Below are 20,828 nucleotides of genomic sequence, written 5' to 3' on the forward strand. Positions count from 1 at the left end.
AATACAAATTAATTTATAATTGCATCTTGAATAACTTTTTGAATTTTAGTTCTGATATTACTCTTCACTAACTTTCTATTATTCATAGTAGGAAAAACTCTATTAGATAAAAACACATACAAAATACCTGTATCAGGATCTGCCCAAGTATAAGTACCAGTGAATCCACTATGCCCGAAACTATTTTCTGAAACACAACCACAAGTTGGCTTTTCTCTTGGATTTATTTGAGGCTTATCGAAACCTAAACCTCTTCTATTTCTAACTTGAGGATAATATCTTGTATTAAACTTTTCAATTGTTTCTGGTCGGAAATATTTTACACCTCCATAAGTTCCACCTTGAAGATACATTTGCATGATTTTAGCCACATCGTTTGCATTAGCAAATAAACCAGCATGACCTCCTACTCCACCTTGCATTGCAGCTCCCATATCGTGAACATAACCTCTTAGTAACTGCTCTCTATAATAATCATCTTTTTCAGTTGGCACAACTTCTTTCCAATTGAACTTTGTTAATGGTAGATACGAAGTTCTATCTAATCCTAAAGAACTGTAAAATTCATTTTCAACAACTTCATTTAAAGGCATTTTGTATTTTCTCTCAACTACATCTTTCAAGATATAATATCCTAAATCACTATACTTGTATCCTTTCCTGTCTCTTAAATCAGAATCCTTAATTCTTGTGTAAATTGAATCTTTATAATCTTTATTCAAATACAAGTTTTTAGCTACTTTTATTGGAAACTTTTTAGTTTTCTTAGTGCTATAATATTCTTTTGAAACTTTACCTGTAATAGAATCTATTGTTCTGATATAAAATGGAATCCAAGATTTTAATCGTGCATAATGCGATAAAATCTGTTTTATATTCAAATGCTCTTTATTACTGTCTTTATAGGAAGGTAATAAATCAACTAAATCAGAATGAAGAGATAATTTTCTGTTTTCTTCTAGCTTCATTACAGCCGGTAATGTTGCTAATATTTTAGTTAAAGAAGCTAAATCGTAAACATCAGACTTCTTTACTTTTCTTCGCTTTGCATCTGTTTGGTATCCAAAAGTCTTGTGATAAATTACTTTACCATGTCTTGCAATTAAAACCTGACCTCCTGGCGCCATTTTTTGCTGTAAAATTGTGTCAATATAACGATCTACATATTTTAACGTATCTCTTGATAATCCTACAGCTTCAGGAATAGTGTATTCAAATCTATTTAACGGAGAAATAATCATTCCGTTTCCTGCTTTGAATTCATTTCGAATACTTATTGGTAATTTTCCTGACAATTCAAAACTTCCAAAAATAGCTTGTGCAGAAAGTTCTTGAGCTAATTTACTATTCTGATAAGAAACAATAATGTTTTCAATATTAGTAAATGTCTTTACTTGTAGTAAACTGTATGGATTTGCAAAAACATCTAATATTACACGTTTATTTCTTGCAATCTCTTGTAACCAAACTAAATCTTGATTCGAAAATTTATACGATTTCCATGGATTTTTGTTCGACTTATGAAATCCTACAATTACTAAATTATAATCTTCTAACTTCTTTACTAAGTTATCTAAATGTTTGTCTGAAATTACATCTACTTTAGTATAGTTTTGAAGCATTTGAACAAAATCACTTCCATCATCATCACCTAAAGCTACATAAGCTATATTTTTAACTTCTAACTTTTTAATTGGTAATGTTTCTCTGGTATTTTTTAAAACAGTTATTGATTTTTTAATTAACTCACGATGCAACAATTCATCTTGAGGCGTATTTAAATCTACCAATAAACTATCTGTTTTAATAGGATCAAAAGTTTGTAATCCTACTAAATATTTTGCTTTTAAAATTTTCTTTACTGACTTATTGATACGTTCAATATCTAAATCTCCTTTTTCAAGAGATTCTTTGAATAATTTTACTGTATTCGGAATATCTTGTGGAATCAATAAAATATCATTTCCTGCTAAGAAAGTTGCTAAATTAATTTCTGCTGCTGTAGCATAATTAGCGGCTCCTTTCATATTTAAACCGTCTGTTAAAACCAATCCTTGAAAACCTAATTTCTCTTGTAATAAGTCAGTAACAACATTTTTAGACAAAGATGACGGTAAATTCACGTTAGATTCTAGCGAAGGAATACTTAAGTGGGCTGTCATTACACTTGCCACACCTGCATCAAATTGTTTTTTGAATGGATATAATTCTATTGAATCTAATCGTTGCGTTGTAAAATTAACTGAAGGTAATGTTAAATGAGAATCTGTTGCCGTATCTCCATGACCAGGAAAATGCTTAGCATTGGCTAAAACTCCAGCACTTTGCATTCCTTTTGTAAACGCTACAGACTTTAAAGCTACATTTTCTTTACTTTCTCCAAAAGAACGATTTCCAATAATTGGATTATCTGGATTTGTATTGATGTCTACAACTGGTGCAAAATTGATGTGAATTCCAACACGTTTACATTGCTCACCTATTCTTTCTCCTAATTTCTCTAGTAATGAATTATCTCTAATCGCACCTAAGGTCATATTCCAAGGAAAACGATACGTGTTTTTTAAACGCATGTCTAATCCCCATTCTCCATCGAAACCAATTAATAACGGTACTTTTTTAGATAAACTTTGATACTTATTGGTTAACTCTACTTGTTTTTCAGGAGTTCCTTTCATGAAAATTAAATTTCCAACATGATGTTTGGTAATTAACTCTGAAATAAACTTTTCGTGCTTGGCATCTTTATTCGAATAAGCCTGCACCATAAATAATTGTCCGATTTTTTCTTCTACAGACATGGAGTCAACTACACTGTTTACCCATTCATCTTGTAAAATATATTGCTTAGCTCGTAACGGATCTACTTGTTGAGCTTGCATAATTCCTGTAAAAACTATAGCTAATAATAGTATCTTTTTCTTCATATAAACCGTACACACATTAATTTAATGAACTCGAAAGAGTTCGAATTTCTAATACTGGGGATTTCTTCTTCTTTTAAAACAATTCTTATACCAAAAATCGGCTGTGCCAGCTTTTATCTGCTGTAACCTCCCATTTTGTTTCGAATTCTTCTTTGGTATTTACCATATTGTTAAACACTACTGTATTTGTAGTAATTTTCTGCTGTTTTGCATATTCTTGAAAATCGCTCAGCTTTACAATATTGATGTTGTCGCTATCTTTAAAAGAAACATTCATTTTATCCATTAGATCAACATTGAATTCTTCTTCTAATGATTTTATAAAACGAACAGATGCATCAATTGAACAACCAGAAGCTGCATTAAAATTCTCATCAATTGCCAACACAATAAACTGATTGTATTTAATAGCAAATGATCCTTTTAAATCATCTCCATGCCTAGTCCATTGGTCTATAAACAATAATGCTCTTGCTGAAATTACTTCAATTTCTTCTTGTGTAAACTCTCTATCTGATTGGTATACCCATACTCGAGCTGAGTTAGGTAAATCGCTATATGGTATATACATTATCTTAAATTAAATTTTTGTTGTAACGCTTTTAACTTTTCTTCATCACTCATTTCTGGCGTTTGAGGTGAACTCATTCGTTCTTTTATTAAGCGTAATACTTTTTTAGTATACAATGGAAAGTCTGCCTGTTGAATCCATGAGTTATATCCTGGATTTTCTTTAAGTACATCTTCTACTTTTCTTCCTTTATATTTTCCGAAAGAGAAAATTTCTTGTTGCTCATCATCAAATAAAATAAAACCAGCAAAATCAGCTCTTTTTGTATGCGCAGAAAACTCGCTTAATTCTTCTACCGAATTTCCTATATCTTCGTATTTATCTAACTGTGCTTTTAATATTTCATAAGTAGCTAAAGTATCTGCTTCTGCTGAATGTGCATCTTCTAAATCTTTTCCACAATAAAATTTGTATCCTGCACTTAATGTACGTTGCTCTTTTTTATGGAAAATTACCTGAACATCAATAGCTTTTCTATTATCCATATCAAAATCTATTCCCGCTCTAAGTAATTCTTCCGCTAATAATGGAATATCAAACCTGTTTGAATTAAATCCTGCTAAATCTGCGTCCAAAATCATTTCATTAATTTTTGGTGCCAATTCTTTAAAAGTAGGTTCTGTAACAACTTTTTCATTTGTTATTCCGTGTACATCTATAGCTTGCTGTGGAATTTCTATTTCTGGATTTACTAACCAAGTTTTGCTTTCTTGTGTTCCGTTAGGAAAAACTTTTAATATAGAAATCTCAACAATTCGATCTGTTGCTATGCTTATTCCAGTTGTTTCTAAATCGAAAAAAACGATAGGTTTTTTTAGGCTTAACTCCATGTAGTTTTATCGTAGTATTTTATAAATTCTTTTTTTATCACTTATCTATAACAAAGATGAACATTATAACGCTATTATTCGTTATTTAGTTCGTCTTTAAATTCGTTAATTTTATCTAAATGTTTTTCATCTAAAGTTGGTTCTTTGAAATCGTATTTCTCGAACTCATCTAGAATAGTTTTAGCTACAATGTAACGAGCTGTAGGTTTGTCGTCTGCCGGTATTATATACCAAGGAGCATGACTAGTAGATGTTTTATTTATAGCATCTTCATAACAAAATTGGTACTTATCCCAAAGCTTACGCTCTTTTAAGTCTCCTGCAGAAAATTTCCAGTTTTTCTCAGGAATGTTTAAACGTCGTAACAATCTGTTTTTTTGTTCTGCTTTAGATAAATGTAAAAAGAATTTTAAAATTATGGTACCATTTTCAGCTAAATGCTTTTCAAAATTATTAATTCGCTCCATTCTATCATGATAAAAAGCGTCATTTAAATCTTCTAAACTTTTAACTGTTGGAATATTTTCAGAAAAGACATATTCTGGATGTACTCTAGTTACCAATACGTTTTCGTAATGTGTTCTATTAAATACACCTACTTTTCCTTTAGCTGGTAAAGCGATGTAATGTCTCCATAAAAAATCGTGTTTTAATTCTAATTCCGTAGGAACTTTAAAACTGTGTACTTCTACTCCCCTAACATTAAACTGCTTAAAAACTTCACGTATTAAACTATCTTTTCCTGCAGTGTCCATTCCTTGTAGACAAATAAGTGCGCTGTATTTACCTTCTGCATACATTGTGTTCTGCAAATCGGCAATTTTCTTTCGTACTTTCTTTAATTTCTTTTCTGCATCTTCAATATATTCTAAAGTTTTCTTCTTTTCTAAAGTAATCGATTCACTAACTTTATAATTATCTGTATCCATCTTCATACTGTATTAATTCTATAAATGTAAAAAAAATAAAACAGCTCTTAAAGCGATATTGTAAGTCTTTTATTAAAAAAACTACTAATTGAAAAATAAATTTAAAACCATATGTTATCTCGCTTCACACTTATTTTACTTATCGCTTCTTCTAGTTTATTTTCTCAACAAAAACCTGTAGTTGTTTTAGAGCTTTTTACCTCACAAGGTTGCTCTAGTTGTCCTCCTGCAGATCGATTGTTAGAAGAAATTAAAAGTGCTTCAGATAATAAACAAGTAATTCCTATTGCTTATCATGTTGATTATTGGGATTATATCGGTTGGAAAGATCCTTTTGCAACAGGAGCATACACAGATAAACAAAGAGATTATGCAGATAAATTTTACAGTAGCTCTATATACACACCGCAACTCGTAATTAATGGTGATGAACATTTTGTTGGTTCTGATAGAGTTAAAATTTCAAGAAGAATAAAACAAATTCTTCATCGAGGCTCAAGCTCTAATACAGTACAAATTAATAATACTGCCATAAAAAATAATAAAGTTGAGTTTTCATACACTGTAGAAGGAGAAGCTAAAAAAAGTAAGTTGCATTTTCTTTTAGCTATAAACAAACGAGTAACTCAAGTTAAAAGAGGAGAAAATAGAAATAGAACACTTGCCAATTCTAATATCGTAGTTCAGGAAGAGATTGTTCCGTTAACTAAAAAAAATGGAAAATTCACACTTAACATTCCTAAATTAGTAACTAAAGATGACACATTACGTTTAGTTGTTCTAATAAAAGACAAAGAACTAACTGTTACCTCTGGAGCACAACAAGTACTGTAATTTCATAATTAATTTAATTAACATTTTACCTTGTTTAAGATTGTTTTAATCTTGACTGCCATTGAATTTAGCAATTGTTAAATCATACTTTGTATTTGATAACTATGTAATTTTCATCAAAAATTAAACAAATGAATACTACAGTTATTATAAAAGCTAGTGCTAACAAAAATGGAAATACTCAAAAAATAATCAATCATTTCAATACTGATAATAGTGTAGATGTTATTGATCTTTTAGATTATACAATAGGTCATTTTGATTATAATTTTAAAAATGCTAAAGACGATTTTCTTCCTTTAATGAAGCGTATTGCTGAACAATACGAAACTATTATTTTTGCTACACCAGTATATTGGTACACTATGAGCGGGCACTTAAAAGTATTTTTCGATCGTTTATCTGATCTTTTGCATTACCAAAAAGATTTAGGAAGAAAATTAAGAGGTAAAAACATGGCCATGATAAGTAATTCTGGAGAAAATGATAGAAGAGATGGATTTGACATGCCTTTTATTGAAAGCGCTAAATATTTAGGAATGAATTACCTTGGAGATATTCACGTATGGTTCAATTCAGAAGACAATACTATTCACAACGAAGCAATCAGTAAACTAGAAAACTTTAAAAATTCTTTGTTGAAATGATTTAAAAATTTCTTCATTCAAACCTTTTATCGTAATATTGCAATATATAAATATTGTATGGGATTAACGAAATCAGAAATATTTTCAAAAAAGCAAAATGACATCGCTCAAATAGCTAAAGTTTTAGGACATCCGGCTAGAATTGCTATACTTGAACATATTGCTAAAGTTGAGACTTGTATTTGTGGGGATTTAGTAAATGAAATCGGACTTGCACAACCTACAATTTCTCAACACTTAAAAGAATTAAAAAAGATCGGAATCTTAAAAGGAAATATAGAAGGTACAAGTATCTGTTATTGTTTAGATGAAGTAAAATGGGAAGAAATAAAAGACACGTTACAACAATTTTTAAACATATTTTCGAATCAAAACAATAGTTGTTGCTAAAAAAATTTAATCATTAATATCGTAATATTACAATGAAGAAAGAATTAATTAAAACTATTGAAAGTATTGCTTCTTTATCTGTTAGTGAAGAAAGAAAAGAAGTATTGTTTCCTTTAGTTGCTTACATCAAAGAAAAACAAACTAAAAACGAAGACATAAACATCAACTTTATTTGTACACATAACTCAAGAAGAAGTCATTTGGGACAAATATGGATGCAGACTTTGGCTTCACATTTTAAAATCAACAACCTTAAAACTTATTCTGGCGGAACTGAAGAAACAGCATTAGCTACACCAATAGTAACCACATTAGAAAAGCAAGGTTTTGATATTAATGTGATTGGTAATAATGAAAATCCAGTATACGGAATTAAATACGACGAAACCTCGCATCCTATTATTGGTTTTTCTAAACGCTACGACAATCCTTTTAATCCGAATACAAGTTTTGCTGCTGTTATGACTTGTTCACAAGCAGACGAAGGTTGTCCATTTGTTGCTGGGACAGAAAAAAGAATTGCGATCACTTATGAAGACCCTAAAATTTCGGATAACACCAATCTAGAAGCAGAAACATATTTAGAAAGAAGCAACCAGATTGCTTCGGAAATGTATTTTATTTTATCACAATTAAATTAAAAGATTATGAAACTTACAGAAATAAAAAACCACTTAAAAAACTTAAGTACAATTGCTTTTCAATTACCTGACGGAAGCTTGGTTCCTGAACATTTTCATGTAACTGAAGTAGGTAAAGTTACCAAACACTTTATCGATTGTGGCGGTGTGTTACGTAAAGAAGAAAAAATTAATTTTCAGTTATGGAATGCAAACGATTATAACCACAGATTGCACCCAGAAAAACTAATTAACATTATTGAACTATCTGAAAAGACATTAAATCTTAAAGATGTAGATATTGAAGTAGAATATCAAGGAAATACAATTGGAAAATATGATCTAGATTTTGATGGCACAAACTTCAAATTAGTAAACACAGCAACAGCTTGTTTAGCAGAAGATCAATGTGGAATTCCTCCAAAACAAAAACCTAAATTAAAGCTTTCGCAAATTCAAAGTCAAGGTATGAGTTGCGATCCTAATTCTGGTTGTTGTTAATTAAAAATACAAGAACAAGTAACAGAATAATTTTAATATTAAATCGTATATAAAACTGAGCTTCAACGCTCAGTTTTTTGTTTCCAACGAATTACGAAAATATATTTCAATTTTAAAACATTATCTTCGCGGCGAATAACCCCTAAATGTTTTACTAAATGAAATTATTAAAAAGATTTTTTTCCTTTTTTTTGATTTGTTTTTTATCATTCCATTCAATTTCATGCTCAGATTGTAATAACGAAAATCCGAGAGCTAGAGTTACAAATACAGGCGACAGTGAAATAAGTGTACAAATAAATACTGCAATTGGTAGCCGAGAAAGCATCGACATTATTGAACCTGGAAAATCTTCTGAATTTAGAAGCTACGATACAGGAAATGTTATCTTTAATATTGTGATTAATGACAATGAACAAATTATAGAAACTGTTGAAATGGATTTTTGCTCTGAATATGAAATTATTGTAGACGAAGATTCAATCGTTACGATTTCTACTGGAATTGAATAAAATTCAAGACATAATAAAACATAAAAAATCCCGAGAAGTTTCTCGGGATTTTTTTATTTATCATTTTCAAATGAATATTTATTCTTGTGTTTATAAGGCCTAATAATAAGTCTTGTTTCTCTATCAAATCGTATATAATTGTACATCCAATTCAAGAAAACCACAGCTTTATTCCTAAAACCAATTAGAGAAAACAAATGTACGATCATCCACACAAACCAAGCGAAAACTCCTTGAAATTTCCATTTTGGTAAATCTACAACAGCTTTATTTCTACCAATAGTTGCCATCGAACCTTTGTCGTTATACACAAAAGGTTTCATTTGTTTCCCTTTTAAATGCAATAAGATATTTTTCGCCAATAACTTTCCTTGTTGAATAGCCGGTTGAGCCATCATAGGATGACCATAAGGATAATCTTCAGAATTCATACAAGCTACATCTCCAATCGCAAATACCGTATCATGATTCGCTACTCTATTAAATTCATCAACCTTATACCTTTCTGCTCGTTCTACAACACAACCAGCTTCTAACCCATCAATTGAAGCTCCTTTAACTCCTGCTGCCCATATTACCGTACTAGCTTTAAAATGATCTTCACCATTTGTTGTTATTGTATCTCCATCATAATTTAAAACCCTAAGGTTTTTCCACACATCAACTCCTAATTTAATAAGAAAGTCTTCTGCTTTTTCTGAAGCTTGTTTACTCATTCCTTTTAAAAGACAATCAGCTCCTTGAATCAAATTGATTTTCATCAAACGGATATCTAAATCCGGATAATCTTTAGGTAGAATTTCTTTCTTCATTTCCGCTAAAGCACCCGCTAATTCAACTCCAGTCGGACCACCACCTACAATAACAAAATTCATAAGTTTTGTTCGCTCTTCTAAATCTGACGTTAACAATGCTTCTTCGAAATTTTCTAATATTAAACTTCTAATATTTAAAGACTGTGGAATAGATTTCATTTCCATCGTATGTCTTTTAATATTTGTGTTTCCGAAGAAGTTTGTTGTTGAACCTGTTGCAATAACTAAGTAATCGTAAGATAGGCTTCCTATAGAAGTAGACACCTGTTTTTCTTCTGCATTTATATCTGTTACTTCTGCTAACCTGAAATAAAAGTTTTCTACATCGTTGAATCTTTTTCTAAGCGGAAAAGCAATACTGTCTGGCTCTAAACCTCCTGTAGCAACTTGGTATAATAAAGGTTGAAATGTATGATAATTATGTTTATCTAAAAGAACAACTTGAAGTTCTTTATCTTCTAAACCTCTTGCTGCAGCCAACCCTGCAAAACCTCCACCAATTATAACAACTCGCGGAAAGCTGGTTTGAGGTATATTCATATGGTAATTTTTTATATCAAAGTAGATTGTAATAACAAATTTAAATAAAAGTTTTCTTTTTACATTTTATTTTCTTCTAACAAAATCAAGATGAACATAGTATCAAAAATGTCGTTTTATCAAGAATTAAAAAAGGGGTTTTTATAGAGACTTTCATCTAATATTTTTATAGCTTTGTCTTAACTAAGAAATAACAACATAGCTTTATGTTTTCTATTTTTAAGAAGAAGAAACAGAAATACTTTATTATTAACTGTAACACAGACAGTGTTTTAATAAACGGAACTCCATTAAGTTTTCCAACAAACTACAATACTCTTGTAGAAGTTTTAGGTGAACCTTCACGTACAATTAGCACAACTAAAGAATATATAATCTGGGACGATTATGGCTTTGCTTGTAGCTTAAAAGATAGTGATGAAATTGTCGCAATAAACGTATACCAAGGTAACAACATTAGCGAATATGTTCCTAAAAAACCTTATACAGGGACATTATTTTTTGAAGATGACGATATTACATTTAATGAATTTAGTAAAATCGGACTTGGTAAAATTGCTATCCTTAGATTAGGTAGCGAAAATGAAACTAGGTTTGGTTTTAGTATAGGTGTAAACAACGACTACAAAGCTTAACTTCTATTCTTAAGTTTTAGTAATTCTTTCTCTAAGAATAACAATTTGTTTTCCACCTCATCCCCCACTTCAGGTAATCTTCTGATAAAAGAATATTTGGCCAGCCAAAGTTCTTTTAATACAGATTTAGAGAATATTTTCTCTTCTATATTTTTGTGCTCTGCTTTTAAAACAACTTGATCTGAGATAAAGTAAATTTTTCTTACTATCACTTCATCTTCTAAAACAGCAATTACTACTTCTCCATTTCCATAGGAATCAATGTCATCTAACTCAATATATTCACCAATAATAACATCTTTTGGATACAAACCTTTATCATGGTCTGTCATTTCCAAATTTGTAACAGTAAAAGCTCTTAATTTCTTGTCTTCTTCAACAGGCAAACTCAGTTTTGGCAAATCTTCAATAAACTTTGCATTGTTATAGTGTTTACCATACTTGGTTATTTTTTGTTCAGAAACATAAGGAATAACAGCTAACGTTTCTTTCTCTAAATTATCTACAGTTAAGATTAGATCTTCTTTAAAGCGTAATAATTCATTAACCGTTAAATCAGAAGTTAGCAAACTATCTATTGAAATGCTAAAATAATTAGCAATCTTTATTATAGTATCTATTTTAGGCTCACTTCTACCTTCTTCATATGCACCAAGGGTTGCACGTTTTAAATCAAACAATTCTGCGAAAGATTTTTGACTTAATCCTTTTACTCCTCTAATTTTTTTAATGTTTCTACCGAAAAAAGACATGTTTTGCTAATTTAATTTGCAAATATTAAAATTATTTGTATCTTTACACTAACAATATTAGCTAATAAAAACCAATATTGCTAATTTTTCTAGAAAAAAAGGTCGCTAAACTATTAACTATTTTATTATGATTCTATTAACTTTACACTTTGCAGTATTTGTGGTTTCCACTATTGCTTAAGAAAATATCAATTACATAACTATCTAACTATAACGAATTGCTAATGAACATTCACTTTAATAAAACAAAAAACTTTTTATTAGAATTAAACTTTACAATTAGTAAAGAAATCGAAACTGATGGGATTTTTGTTATTGAAAAAGAGAATTTTGGAATTAAAAACTTAATCATAGGTGTTGCATATCCTATACTAGTCATGGAACAATTTATATTTAAAGCAACACAACCTAATGAAGCAATGTTTAGAGCATTACTTCAAAAAAACAGAGATATAATTCATGGAGCTTTTGTACTCGATGAAACAGGTGAACGTGTCATTTTTAGAGACACACTACAATTAGAAAATTTAGATATTAATGAATTAGAAGCCAGCTTAAACTCGTTAAGTTTATTACTTAGCGAATATTCTGAGCAGATCATTAATTTCTCAAAATATTAGAAATTATGAATTTTTTTAAACGACTTTTTAAAATAGGACAAGCTGAAGCAAATGCTGCCATAGATAACATGGAAGATCCTATAAAAATGACAGAACAAGGAATACGTGATTTACGCGTAGATCTTGAAAAATCATTAGAATCTTTAGCCCAAGTGAAAGCTCTTGCAATTAGAGCAAAGAACGACATTGATGAATTCACTACTAAAGCTAATGATTACGAACAAAAAGCAATGTTAGTGCTTACAAAAGCTAAAAATGGAGAATTAGAATTTAATGAAGCAGATGAATTAGCAAAACAAGCATTAATTAAAAAAGAAGAGATACATTTGCAGATAGAACATGCAAAGAGTGAAGCTACTAATTTCGATACTTCTGTAGCGCAATTAGAAGGAAATGTTCAAGAAATTAAAAGCACAATTAGCAAATGGGAAAATGAATTAAAAACCCTTAAAGCTCGTGTAAAAGTTTCTAAAGCAACAAAAAATCTAAACAAGCAAATGGCTGAAATGGACAGTACAGGAACCGTTGCTATGTTAGAAAGAATGAAAGAAAAAGTACAACAAGAGGAAGCTTTAGCTGAAGCCTATGGTGATTTATCTAAATCATCAAAAACTATAGACCAAAAGCTAAACGAACTTACAGACACAAAAAACAAAACAGCTGAAGATAATTTAGCACAACTAAAAAAACAATTAGGATTTAACGACGAATAAATTTTATTAACTAGCTATGACACTAACAGACATTGTATTTTCTGATGTAAACATCACATTAACCATTCTTTTAATTCTACTTTTGACTTATTGGCTTATTACCATGATCTCAGGTGTAGACTTCGATTTAGATGTTGATGTAGACGTGGATATAGATGTCGATGTAGATGCAGATATTGATGTAGACGTAGATTCTAATATAGGGACTGGTATTGAAGGAAGCGATATTGACTTTCATGATGTAGCTAATACAGAAGTTAATCAAGAAGATATTGTAGGTAAAAGAAGAAAACCTTTAAAATGGTGGCAGGTACTATTAATCTACTTCAACTTTGTTGGTTTACCATTTATGTTCACATTTACATCGTGGATTTTCATATGGTGGCTTATAACTACTTTAGGTACAACAATTACTCATAGCTATAATAGCACTTTTGGCTTCATTATAATGTTAGGAAGTTTTTTCCCTTCATTATTTGTTACTAAAATCTTCACTACTCCTTTTAAAGCGTTTTTTAAAAATCTTAATCAGGATGGAGATGCACCAGCAGAAATTATTGGACGAAAAGGAACAAGTTTATCTAAAATATCTGATAAAAAGTTAGGAAGAGCTGAAATTAAAGTAGATGGAAATACACTTAATATCAACATAAAATCTTTAGATGGAAAAGAAATAAGTTTTAATTCTCAGATATTAATTATAAAACAAAGCAACGATAAACTATTCTACTATGCACAAGAATATAAAACAGATAGCATAGATATAAACTTTTAAAAAATTAAATTTACAACAAATAAAAATCAATAAAAACTAATTAATTACTATGACAGATTCAATTATTCAACTTTTAAGTGTTGGCATTGGTATAATACTATTCATTATTATAGTATACTTTGCAATTATTGCAATGTTTTACAAGAAAGTACCACAAGGAGAAGCCTTAGTTCGTACTGGATTTAAAGGAACAAAAGTAGCAACCGATAGAGGTATGTATGTGGTTCCTGTTTTTCACCGTGTTGAAATCATGGATATTTCTGTAAAGAAAATTCAAATTGAACGTATTGGAGATGACGGACTAGTTTGTAAAGACAACATGCGTGCAGATATTAAAGTAGCTTTCTTCGTTCGTGTTAACAATGAAGTAGATTTTATTAAAATGGTGGCTCAAACTATTGGTTGTGAAAGAGCCTCTGATATAGAAACTTTAGAAGAATTATTTGAAGCAAAATTCTCAGAAGCTTTAAAAACCGTAGGTAAAAAGTTTGATTTTACCGAATTATATGAAGCTAGACGTGAATTTAGAGATGAAATCGTTGATATTATTGGTACAGATTTAAATGGGTATACTCTTGAAGATTGTGCGATTGACTATTTAGAACAAACTCCTGTTAGTTTCTTAAAAGCAGACAATATTTTAGATGCTCAAGGTATCAAGAAAATTACTGAGTTAACAGCCGAACAAAATATTCAAGCTAACTTAATTAAAAGAGACGAAGAAAAAGTAATTCGTAAACAAGATGTTGAAGCTCGTGAAGCAATCTTAGAATTAGATAAGCAATTAGCTGAAAAAGAAGAACAACAAAAGCGTGAAATTGCAAATATTAAAGCTCGTGAAGAAGCAGAAACTTTAAAAGTTGCTGAAGAAGAACGTTTAAAATCTGAAAGTGCAAGAATCGCAACTGAAGAAAAATTACAAGTAGCTGAAGAAAATAAACAACGTCAAGTTATTGTTGCTGAGAAAAATAAATTACGTACAGATGCTGTAGAGGGTGAAAGAGTAGAAAAAGACAGAATGTTAGAAGCTACAGAAAGAGAGCGTATTGTAACTTTAGCACAAATAGAAAAAGAGAAAGTTGTTGAAGTAGAAAAGAAAAACATTCAAGATGTGATTCGTGATCGCGTAATGTTAGAGAAAGGTGTGGTTGAAGAGCAAGAAAACATGAAAGATATCGAAGCTTTCAAAACTGCAGATCGTGAGAAACAAGTTAAAATAACTATTGCAGAAGCTAACGCAGAAGAAGCATTAATTAGAACAATTAAACAAGCAGAAGCTCAAAAAGAAGCTGCAAAGCAAAAAGCTGAAGAGATTAATATTGAAGCTCAAGCTCAAAAAGAAGCTAGTGAAAAAGAAGCAGAAGCTCGTAAAACATTAGCAGAAGCAACAGCTAAAGAAGAAGCTACAATTGGTATGTCTGAAGCACAAGTGATGCATGCTAAAGCAGATGCTAATGAACGTCAAGGATTAGTAGAAGCTACAATTATTGAGAAGAAAGCAAAAGCTGAAGCTGCAGGAATTTTAGCAAAAGCTGAAGCTGTTAAAGAAGAAGGTTTAGCTGAAGCACAAGTAATAAAAGAAAAAGCAATTGCAGATGCTGCTGGTATCGAAGAGAAAGCTGAAGCAATGAAGAAATTAGACGGTGTTGGTAAAGAGCATGAAGAGTTCAAGTTACGTTTAGAGAAAGAATTACAAGTAGACTTAGCTCAAATTCAAATCCAGAAAGATATCGCAGATGCACAAGCACAAGTTATTGGTGATGCATTAAGAGCTGCTAATATTGATATCGTTGGTGGAGAAACAATGTTCTTCGATCAAATTATCGGACAAATCACTAAGGCTAAAGGAATCGATAGATTAGTTCAACATAGTGACAACATTCAAGATGTAAAAGATGCTATTTTAGGTAGCGATGATGTTAAAGGAAACTTATTAGAAAAAGTAAAAGATTTCGCTAACCAATACGGAATCTCTTCTGAAGACATCAAAAACTTAACAGTAGCTAATCTTTTAATGGACTTAAAAGATAGAGCAAACACTTCTGATGAAGAAGGATTATTCAGTAACCTTTTCAACCTTGCTAAAGGATTAGGATTATCTGATAAGAAATTATCTTAATAAATAGAAATAAGAGTCTAGTTATAAGATACTAGACTCTTTCTTTTTTAGATATATAAATCTAAAAAGGTTTAAAATATAAAATTGTCATTCCGATCGAGGTACGAATAAAAGAATCTGTGAATATATAAACAGATTACTTCTTTACACTGCGTTTCAATCGCAATGACAATTTTCTTTTAAAACCATACTTATAGTAAGTTCTACACATTCCACTCGAATTGACACAAAAAAATACATGGAAAACCAAAACAATCAACAATTAGACGGAGGAACATATGAAATCATTCAAGGTAGATTGCAAAAACAAAAGCAAGAACTACAAGATCGATTACATAAGCTAAATGATGCTAGAAAACATGTTTTTGGTAATATAGAAACCAAATTAATTGCTAACGATAGAATAAACACTGAAAATAACTGTATCGCCAGAGATATTGTTTCTTTTGGAAACATTTCAATCTTTGGATATAACGTGCATTTTGGTTTACGTACAGATATTAAACTTTCAGATGTATTTAGTATTTATGAGTTTAAAGAAAATCATTTTCACTTACAGTCTTTAGACATGATCCATGATGAAACTTTCATCAGTGATTTCACCAACTTATATAAATACTATAGAAATACCATTTTCTCAAAATTCGCCATCATTGGAAACTATTTACACATGGTTTTTCAATTAAGCGAAAACACAAAGGATATTAAAACCTTTAAATGGTTAATTAACGATAATCAACTTCAGTATATAGACAACCGTAGTGAACATGAATACAAATTCCCTACGCAACATGAATTCAAATGGCAAGAAGTAACTCGTGATATGCATCGTTATGGAACGCATTCCCACATTTCTGTTCTTGACAAAGTTTTTGTGGAAACCATTGGAGGTGATTTAACCATAAAAATTGAAGACAACACAGACGACGGAAAAGGAATCCTTTCTGAGCCTGTTGAACACATAGATCAAACCTTAGATGACGGTCAGTTTCGCTATGGTGATTTAGGAAACTTAATCACTTTAGAAATCAAACCTTTCCAGGAAGATCCTCGTTACTTCGTGTACAATCATAAACTACAAGAAGTACAACGCATCGAAAGTATTAAAGATACAGCTGTTCAATTACCAGACGGACACGGTATTATTTTTCCTAACGGATATTATTTACAAACTGGAGAATATAAAATATTCGAAAGTGATGTAAAAGAGGTAAAATTTCAAAAGAAAGTAAGTTCTCCAAACGGTGAAGATTTCTTATATGTTTTTTACGCAACAATCCGTGGATTATACGTATTGATGTCGTACAATATTATTGAGCAAGAAGTTAAAACTCCAATTATTTGTAACGGTTTTACCTTACTTGAAAACGGTGAATTATGCTACTTTAAAACTGAAAATGAACAAACCAAACATCATGTAGTTCAAATTTGGCAAACTCCATATTTAAAAGGAGATTTTATGCCTTCGCAACATACAGATAGCTTACTGTTCAAAATTGGAAATAAAGACATTGTTCGTGCCATGGCAGAATGTCACGAATTAATCAATCTTTTAAACAAAGAAGATAATTACACTGGTTTATATAATGATATCGCCAAAATATCCAAAGATATTAACGATACATATTATTGGTTACCAGAAGCAGATACACACCAATTAAATGAACCTATTCTTCAAATTAACGAAGCAGCAAATGCCGCAATTGAAGAATTTGAAAAAGTAGTTCAGTTAAAAAAACAAGCTTCAAAGGAAACCAAAGAAATTAATAAGAAATCAGATGAACTTTTTAGTAAAATAAAAAGTACTTCATTTAAATCTATTGATGATTTTGTTGGATTATTAAGCCAATTAAGAACCTTACGTGGTGAAGTAATCAGTTTACACGATGTTCGCTATATCCAAAAAGAACTTTTAGAAGCTTTAGAAGAGCAAGTTGCTGAGCAAAACACATTAATTTCTAAACGTTGTGTACAGTTTTTATTAAACGATAAAGCATTAGCTCCGTATCATAAACGTGTTGCTGAAAAAGAAGCTTCGTTACCAGAAATTAAGAAAGTAGTTGAAGCGAAAGCTTTAGAAAAAGAAGTCAATCAAATTACTGCTGATCTAGAAATGCTGATTGATATTGTTTCTAATCTTGAAATAGAAGACACTTCGCAATCAACGAAAATTATAGACAATATCTCTTTAATTTTTGCGACGCTAAATCAGTTAAAAGCAGGAATTAAAAACAGCATAAAAAGTTTAGGAAGCTCTGAGGCTAAAGCCGATTTTGTTGCACAGTTAAAATTAATTGATCAAAGTATTATCAATTATATTGACATGGCTACTACGCCAGAAAAGTGTGATGAGTTTTTAACAAAAACTGCCATTCAGCTTGAAGAATTAGAAGGAAAATTTGCCGACTTTGAAGAGTTTATTACGCAGATTATAGAAAAACGTGAAGAAATTCATGCCGCTTTCGATACGCGTAAAAACAACCTTATTGAAAAACGTAACAAGAAAGCAGTGGCATTACAAACTGCTTCTGAACGTATTTTAAAAGGTGTTGAGAAAAAAGCGCAAAGCTTCGATACTATTGAAGACATCAATGGATATTTTGCTGCGGATTTAATGATTAATAAAGTTAGAGACATTATTAATCAGTTACGTGAATTAGACGACGCTGGAAAAGCAGAAGCTATAGAAACGAAATTAAAAGTTGCTAAAGAAGATGCGCTTCGTAAACTTAAAGATAAACAAGAGTTATACGAAGATGGTGAAAACATCATCAAACTTGGTAAACATAAATTCGGAGTTAATAAACAAGTTTTAGATTTAACGATTGTATATAAAAACGAAGAATTATATTATCACTTAACAGGTACTGATTTTTACGATACTATTGAAAACGATATTTTATTACAATCTAAAAAATATTGGAATCAAGAATTAGTTTCTGAGAATAACGAAATATATCGTGCTGCTTATTTGGCGTACAAGATTTTTAAAAATATTCCAGAAACTGAATTGATCAATAAAACACAAGAAGAATTATTAACTGTTGTTCAGCAAGAAAGTAGCAACTTATATTCTGAAGGTTATGTAAAAGGAGTTCATGATAGTGATGCGAGTCAGATTTTACATACATTAGTTCATAAACATCATGAATTAGGACTACTCACCTATTCTCCTAATACAAGAGCTTACGCACAGTACTTTTGGAATTCTCTTTCGGAAGAAGCTCAAACTTTATTAAACACCAATATTAAAGCTTCTGGTGAAGTATTAAGTGTTTTTCCAAATAGCGATTCGTTTGCTTTCATTATTGAAAATTTAAGCACTAAAATTGCTAAATTCGCTCAGCTAAGCAAATTGTTTTCTGAATCAGAAAGTGAGCAAATTGCAAATTATCTTTTTGAAGAATTGAAACAAAACAATTCATTTCAAATTAGTACAGATGCGTTTGGTTTAAAAGATGAGTTTGTAAAAACATTAAAGAAACAAGATGCTTATCATAAATTCAGAAACGGAATTGATAAATCAAATGAATACACTGATAAAATTCATTTAACAAAACAATGGGTAAGTTCATTCTTGTCTTCAGCAGAAAATTCGAAACAAAATTATATCAATGAAATTGTTGCTATTTTATTATTTGAACACGAATCAACTTCTGAAGTTAAAGCAGTTCATCCGATAGAAGACATAAAAGATTTAAGAGGAGATCACAGTACAATTATTGAAGGAACTTTTGTCTTCAACTATCATGATTTCATCTCGAATTTAGCACAATTTGCTACTGTAGAAGTTCCGAATTTCATCAGATATAAAGAAGCGAAGCAAGAAGTAACTGAACAATTAAAAGAAGATTTAAAACTAGAAGAATTTAAACCAAGAGTTTTATCATCTTTTGTAAGAAATAAATTAATTGACAAGGTATATTTCCCATTAATTGGAGACAATTTAGCAAAACAATTAGGAACGGTCGGAGACAATAAACGTACCGATAGAATGGGAATGTTATTATTAATTTCTCCTCCTGGTTACGGTAAAACTACGTTGATGGAATACATATCGAATCGTTTAGGTTTGGTATTTATGAAAATTAACGGTCCGGCAATTGGTCATGAAGTGACTTCTGTTGATCCGATGTCAGCTAACAATTCTGCGTCTAGAGAAGAATTAAAAAAGCTTAATTTAGCTTTTGAAATGGGTGATAATGTGATGTTATATTTAGATGATATTCAACATTGTAATCCAGAGTTTTTACAGAAGTTTATTTCACTTTCCGATGGAACTCGTAAGATCGAAGGAGTCTTCAATGGAAAATCGAAAACGTATGATTTACGTGGAAAGAAATTCTGTGTAATTATGGCTGGTAATCCATATACAGAAAGTGGAGATCGTTTTCAGATTCCTGACATGTTAGCTAACCGTGCCGATATTTACAATTTAGGAGATATAATTGGAGATACAGCACATTTATTCAAGTTAAGTTTAATAGAAAACTCATTAACATCGAATCCTGTTTTACATCAATTGAGCAGTAAATATTTTGAAGATGTGTATGCTTTAATTGATAAAGTGGAAAATAATACCGCTGATGTTGATTTAAAAGGAAATCATACCAAACAAGAAATTCAGGATTACACTTCTGTTTTAGAAAAAGTAATTACGGTTAGAGATACTGTTTTAAAGGTTAATCAGGCTTATATTCAATCGGCTGCTATGGAGGACCAGTACAGGACTGAACCTTCTTTTAAACTTCAAGGTTCGTATCGTGACATGAATAAACTGGTTGCAAAAGTGGTTCCTATTATGAATGATAGCGAATTACAACGATTGTTATTATCGCATTATGAAAGTGAATCACAGACCTTAACCTCTGCTGCAGAAGGAAATCTTTTAAAGTATAAAGAGTTAATCGATAAACTTTCTGATGAAGAATTAACCAGATGGACTAGCATTAAAGAAATCTTCTTGAAAAACAATAAACTGAAAGGTTTTGGAGATAAAAATGAAATGGCTCAAATTTTAAGTCAGATGATGGCTTTCTCTGAGAATTTAGAAGGAATTAAAGAAGCTCTACAAAAAGGATTGGAGAAGAATTAAAAT

Annotated in this window: 18 protein-coding genes; 12 read left to right on the forward strand and 6 right to left on the reverse strand. The window is 30.6% G+C overall.

The window, feature by feature from the left end; genetic code table 11:
* Nucleotides 1-8 precede the first annotated feature (8 nt).
* The 4 genes from Q1A15_RS14090 to Q1A15_RS14105 form a co-directional block, all read right to left on the reverse strand.
* Nucleotides 9-2,927 carry a glycoside hydrolase family 3 N-terminal domain-containing protein gene (locus Q1A15_RS14090; protein WP_299625151.1) on the reverse strand — a complete coding sequence of 973 codons (2,919 nt, stop codon included), beginning with the start codon at nt 2,925-2,927 and terminating at the stop codon, nt 9-11.
* An 85-nt stretch (nt 2,928-3,012) separates the two neighbouring features.
* Nucleotides 3,013-3,498, reverse strand: coding sequence for an ABC transporter ATPase (locus tag Q1A15_RS14095; protein ID WP_299625154.1), 486 nt, complete (start codon nt 3,496-3,498; stop codon nt 3,013-3,015).
* Nucleotides 3,498-4,328 (reverse strand): 3'-5' exonuclease, encoded by an 831-nt coding sequence (locus tag Q1A15_RS14100; RefSeq protein ID WP_299625156.1) that lies wholly within the window; start codon nt 4,326-4,328, stop codon nt 3,498-3,500. The genes Q1A15_RS14095 and Q1A15_RS14100 overlap by 1 nt, the downstream gene beginning before the upstream one ends.
* 74 nt (nt 4,329-4,402) lie before the next feature.
* Nucleotides 4,403-5,263, reverse strand: coding sequence for a PPK2 family polyphosphate kinase (locus tag Q1A15_RS14105; RefSeq protein WP_299625159.1), 861 nt, complete (start codon nt 5,261-5,263; stop codon nt 4,403-4,405).
* 105 nt (nt 5,264-5,368) lie between these two features.
* Between Q1A15_RS14105 and Q1A15_RS14110 the strand changes: the two genes are divergently transcribed.
* The 6 genes from Q1A15_RS14110 to Q1A15_RS14135 all read left to right on the forward strand — a co-directional run bounded on the left by Q1A15_RS14110 (nt 5,369) and on the right by Q1A15_RS14135 (nt 8,761).
* Nucleotides 5,369-6,091 carry a DUF1223 domain-containing protein gene (locus tag Q1A15_RS14110; protein WP_299625162.1) on the forward strand — a complete coding sequence of 241 codons (723 nt, stop codon included), beginning with the start codon at nt 5,369-5,371 and terminating at the stop codon, nt 6,089-6,091.
* Nucleotides 6,092-6,222: 131 nt separating this feature from the next.
* Entirely contained in the window at nt 6,223-6,738 is a 516-nt protein-coding gene (locus Q1A15_RS14115) for an NAD(P)H-dependent oxidoreductase (protein ID WP_299625164.1), read from the forward strand.
* Between the two features lie 57 nt (nt 6,739-6,795).
* Nucleotides 6,796-7,128, forward strand: coding sequence for a metalloregulator ArsR/SmtB family transcription factor (locus Q1A15_RS14120; protein ID WP_299625166.1), 333 nt, complete (start codon nt 6,796-6,798; stop codon nt 7,126-7,128).
* Nucleotides 7,129-7,160: 32 nt separating this feature from the next.
* Nucleotides 7,161-7,769 carry a protein-tyrosine-phosphatase gene (locus Q1A15_RS14125; protein WP_299625167.1) on the forward strand — a complete coding sequence of 203 codons (609 nt, stop codon included), beginning with the start codon at nt 7,161-7,163 and terminating at the stop codon, nt 7,767-7,769.
* Nucleotides 7,770-7,775: 6 nt separating this feature from the next.
* Nucleotides 7,776-8,249, forward strand: coding sequence for a DUF6428 family protein (locus Q1A15_RS14130; protein ID WP_299625169.1), 474 nt, complete (start codon nt 7,776-7,778; stop codon nt 8,247-8,249).
* Nucleotides 8,250-8,407: 158 nt separating this feature from the next.
* Nucleotides 8,408-8,761 carry a hypothetical protein gene (locus Q1A15_RS14135; RefSeq protein ID WP_299625171.1) on the forward strand — a complete coding sequence of 118 codons (354 nt, stop codon included), beginning with the start codon at nt 8,408-8,410 and terminating at the stop codon, nt 8,759-8,761.
* A gap of 53 nt (nt 8,762-8,814) precedes the next feature.
* On the opposite strand, the gene Q1A15_RS14140 is transcribed toward Q1A15_RS14135, so the two are convergent.
* On the reverse strand, nt 8,815-10,116 hold the full coding sequence (locus Q1A15_RS14140) for an NAD(P)/FAD-dependent oxidoreductase (protein WP_299625173.1): 1,302 nt from the start codon (nt 10,114-10,116) through the stop codon (nt 8,815-8,817).
* 206 nt (nt 10,117-10,322) lie between these two features.
* Here Q1A15_RS14140 and Q1A15_RS14145 point away from each other — a divergent pair, with 206 nt between their 5' ends.
* Nucleotides 10,323-10,751 (forward strand): hypothetical protein, encoded by a 429-nt coding sequence (locus tag Q1A15_RS14145; protein ID WP_299625175.1) that lies wholly within the window; start codon nt 10,323-10,325, stop codon nt 10,749-10,751.
* On the opposite strand, the gene Q1A15_RS14150 is transcribed toward Q1A15_RS14145, so the two are convergent.
* A complete protein-coding gene (locus Q1A15_RS14150) occupies nt 10,748-11,503 on the reverse strand; it encodes a helix-turn-helix domain-containing protein (protein WP_299625177.1) in 756 nt (251 codons plus the stop codon). The genes Q1A15_RS14145 and Q1A15_RS14150 overlap by 4 nt on opposite strands.
* Nucleotides 11,504-11,727: 224 nt before the next feature.
* On the opposite strand from Q1A15_RS14150, the gene Q1A15_RS14155 reads away from it, so the two are divergent.
* From Q1A15_RS14155 to Q1A15_RS14175, 5 genes are all read left to right on the forward strand, one after another.
* Nucleotides 11,728-12,123 carry a molecular chaperone Tir gene (locus Q1A15_RS14155; protein ID WP_299625178.1) on the forward strand — a complete coding sequence of 132 codons (396 nt, stop codon included), beginning with the start codon at nt 11,728-11,730 and terminating at the stop codon, nt 12,121-12,123.
* A 5-nt stretch (nt 12,124-12,128) separates the two neighbouring features.
* Complete coding sequence (locus tag Q1A15_RS14160) at nt 12,129-12,836, forward strand: PspA/IM30 family protein (protein WP_299625179.1); 708 nt, start codon at nt 12,129-12,131, stop codon at nt 12,834-12,836.
* Nucleotides 12,837-12,852: 16 nt separating this feature from the next.
* On the forward strand, nt 12,853-13,611 hold the full coding sequence (locus Q1A15_RS14165; protein WP_299625184.1) for a hypothetical protein: 759 nt from the start codon (nt 12,853-12,855) through the stop codon (nt 13,609-13,611).
* A gap of 49 nt (nt 13,612-13,660) precedes the next feature.
* Nucleotides 13,661-15,730 (forward strand): flotillin family protein, encoded by a 2,070-nt coding sequence (locus tag Q1A15_RS14170; RefSeq protein ID WP_299625187.1) that lies wholly within the window; start codon nt 13,661-13,663, stop codon nt 15,728-15,730.
* Between the two features lie 238 nt (nt 15,731-15,968).
* Nucleotides 15,969-20,825: a DNA repair ATPase gene (locus Q1A15_RS14175; protein ID WP_299625190.1), complete on the forward strand. Its 4,857-nt coding sequence runs from the start codon at nt 15,969-15,971 to the stop codon at nt 20,823-20,825.
* Nucleotides 20,826-20,828: the final 3 nt, after the last annotated feature.

It is taken from the genome of uncultured Tenacibaculum sp. (genome assembly GCF_947495995.1).
Lineage (GTDB): Bacteria > Bacteroidota > Bacteroidia > Flavobacteriales > Flavobacteriaceae > Polaribacter.

What these genes read in the sequence shown, in the direction of transcription:
- Q1A15_RS14170 (WP_299625187.1), top strand. Translation starts at nt 13,661, where the DNA reads ATGACAGATTCAATTATTCAACTTTTAAGTGTTGGCATTGGTATAATA.
- Q1A15_RS14105 (WP_299625159.1), bottom strand. Translation starts at nt 5,263, where the DNA reads ATGAAGATGGATACAGATAATTATAAAGTTAGTGAATCGATTACTTTA.
- Q1A15_RS14175 (WP_299625190.1), top strand. Translation starts at nt 15,969, where the DNA reads ATGGAAAACCAAAACAATCAACAATTAGACGGAGGAACATATGAAATC.
- Q1A15_RS14095 (WP_299625154.1), bottom strand. Translation starts at nt 3,498, where the DNA reads ATGTATATACCATATAGCGATTTACCTAACTCAGCTCGAGTATGGGTA.
- Q1A15_RS14145 (WP_299625175.1), top strand. Translation starts at nt 10,323, where the DNA reads ATGTTTTCTATTTTTAAGAAGAAGAAACAGAAATACTTTATTATTAAC.
- Q1A15_RS14110 (WP_299625162.1), top strand. Translation starts at nt 5,369, where the DNA reads ATGTTATCTCGCTTCACACTTATTTTACTTATCGCTTCTTCTAGTTTA.
- Q1A15_RS14130 (WP_299625169.1), top strand. Translation starts at nt 7,776, where the DNA reads ATGAAACTTACAGAAATAAAAAACCACTTAAAAAACTTAAGTACAATT.
- Q1A15_RS14160 (WP_299625179.1), top strand. Translation starts at nt 12,129, where the DNA reads ATGAATTTTTTTAAACGACTTTTTAAAATAGGACAAGCTGAAGCAAAT.
- Q1A15_RS14100 (WP_299625156.1), bottom strand. Translation starts at nt 4,328, where the DNA reads ATGGAGTTAAGCCTAAAAAAACCTATCGTTTTTTTCGATTTAGAAACA.
- Q1A15_RS14125 (WP_299625167.1), top strand. Translation starts at nt 7,161, where the DNA reads ATGAAGAAAGAATTAATTAAAACTATTGAAAGTATTGCTTCTTTATCT.
- Q1A15_RS14165 (WP_299625184.1), top strand. Translation starts at nt 12,853, where the DNA reads ATGACACTAACAGACATTGTATTTTCTGATGTAAACATCACATTAACC.
- Q1A15_RS14140 (WP_299625173.1), bottom strand. Translation starts at nt 10,116, where the DNA reads ATGAATATACCTCAAACCAGCTTTCCGCGAGTTGTTATAATTGGTGGA.
- Q1A15_RS14150 (WP_299625177.1), bottom strand. Translation starts at nt 11,503, where the DNA reads ATGTCTTTTTTCGGTAGAAACATTAAAAAAATTAGAGGAGTAAAAGGA.
- Q1A15_RS14115 (WP_299625164.1), top strand. Translation starts at nt 6,223, where the DNA reads ATGAATACTACAGTTATTATAAAAGCTAGTGCTAACAAAAATGGAAAT.
- Q1A15_RS14135 (WP_299625171.1), top strand. Translation starts at nt 8,408, where the DNA reads ATGAAATTATTAAAAAGATTTTTTTCCTTTTTTTTGATTTGTTTTTTA.
- Q1A15_RS14120 (WP_299625166.1), top strand. Translation starts at nt 6,796, where the DNA reads ATGGGATTAACGAAATCAGAAATATTTTCAAAAAAGCAAAATGACATC.
- Q1A15_RS14090 (WP_299625151.1), bottom strand. Translation starts at nt 2,927, where the DNA reads ATGAAGAAAAAGATACTATTATTAGCTATAGTTTTTACAGGAATTATG.
- Q1A15_RS14155 (WP_299625178.1), top strand. Translation starts at nt 11,728, where the DNA reads ATGAACATTCACTTTAATAAAACAAAAAACTTTTTATTAGAATTAAAC.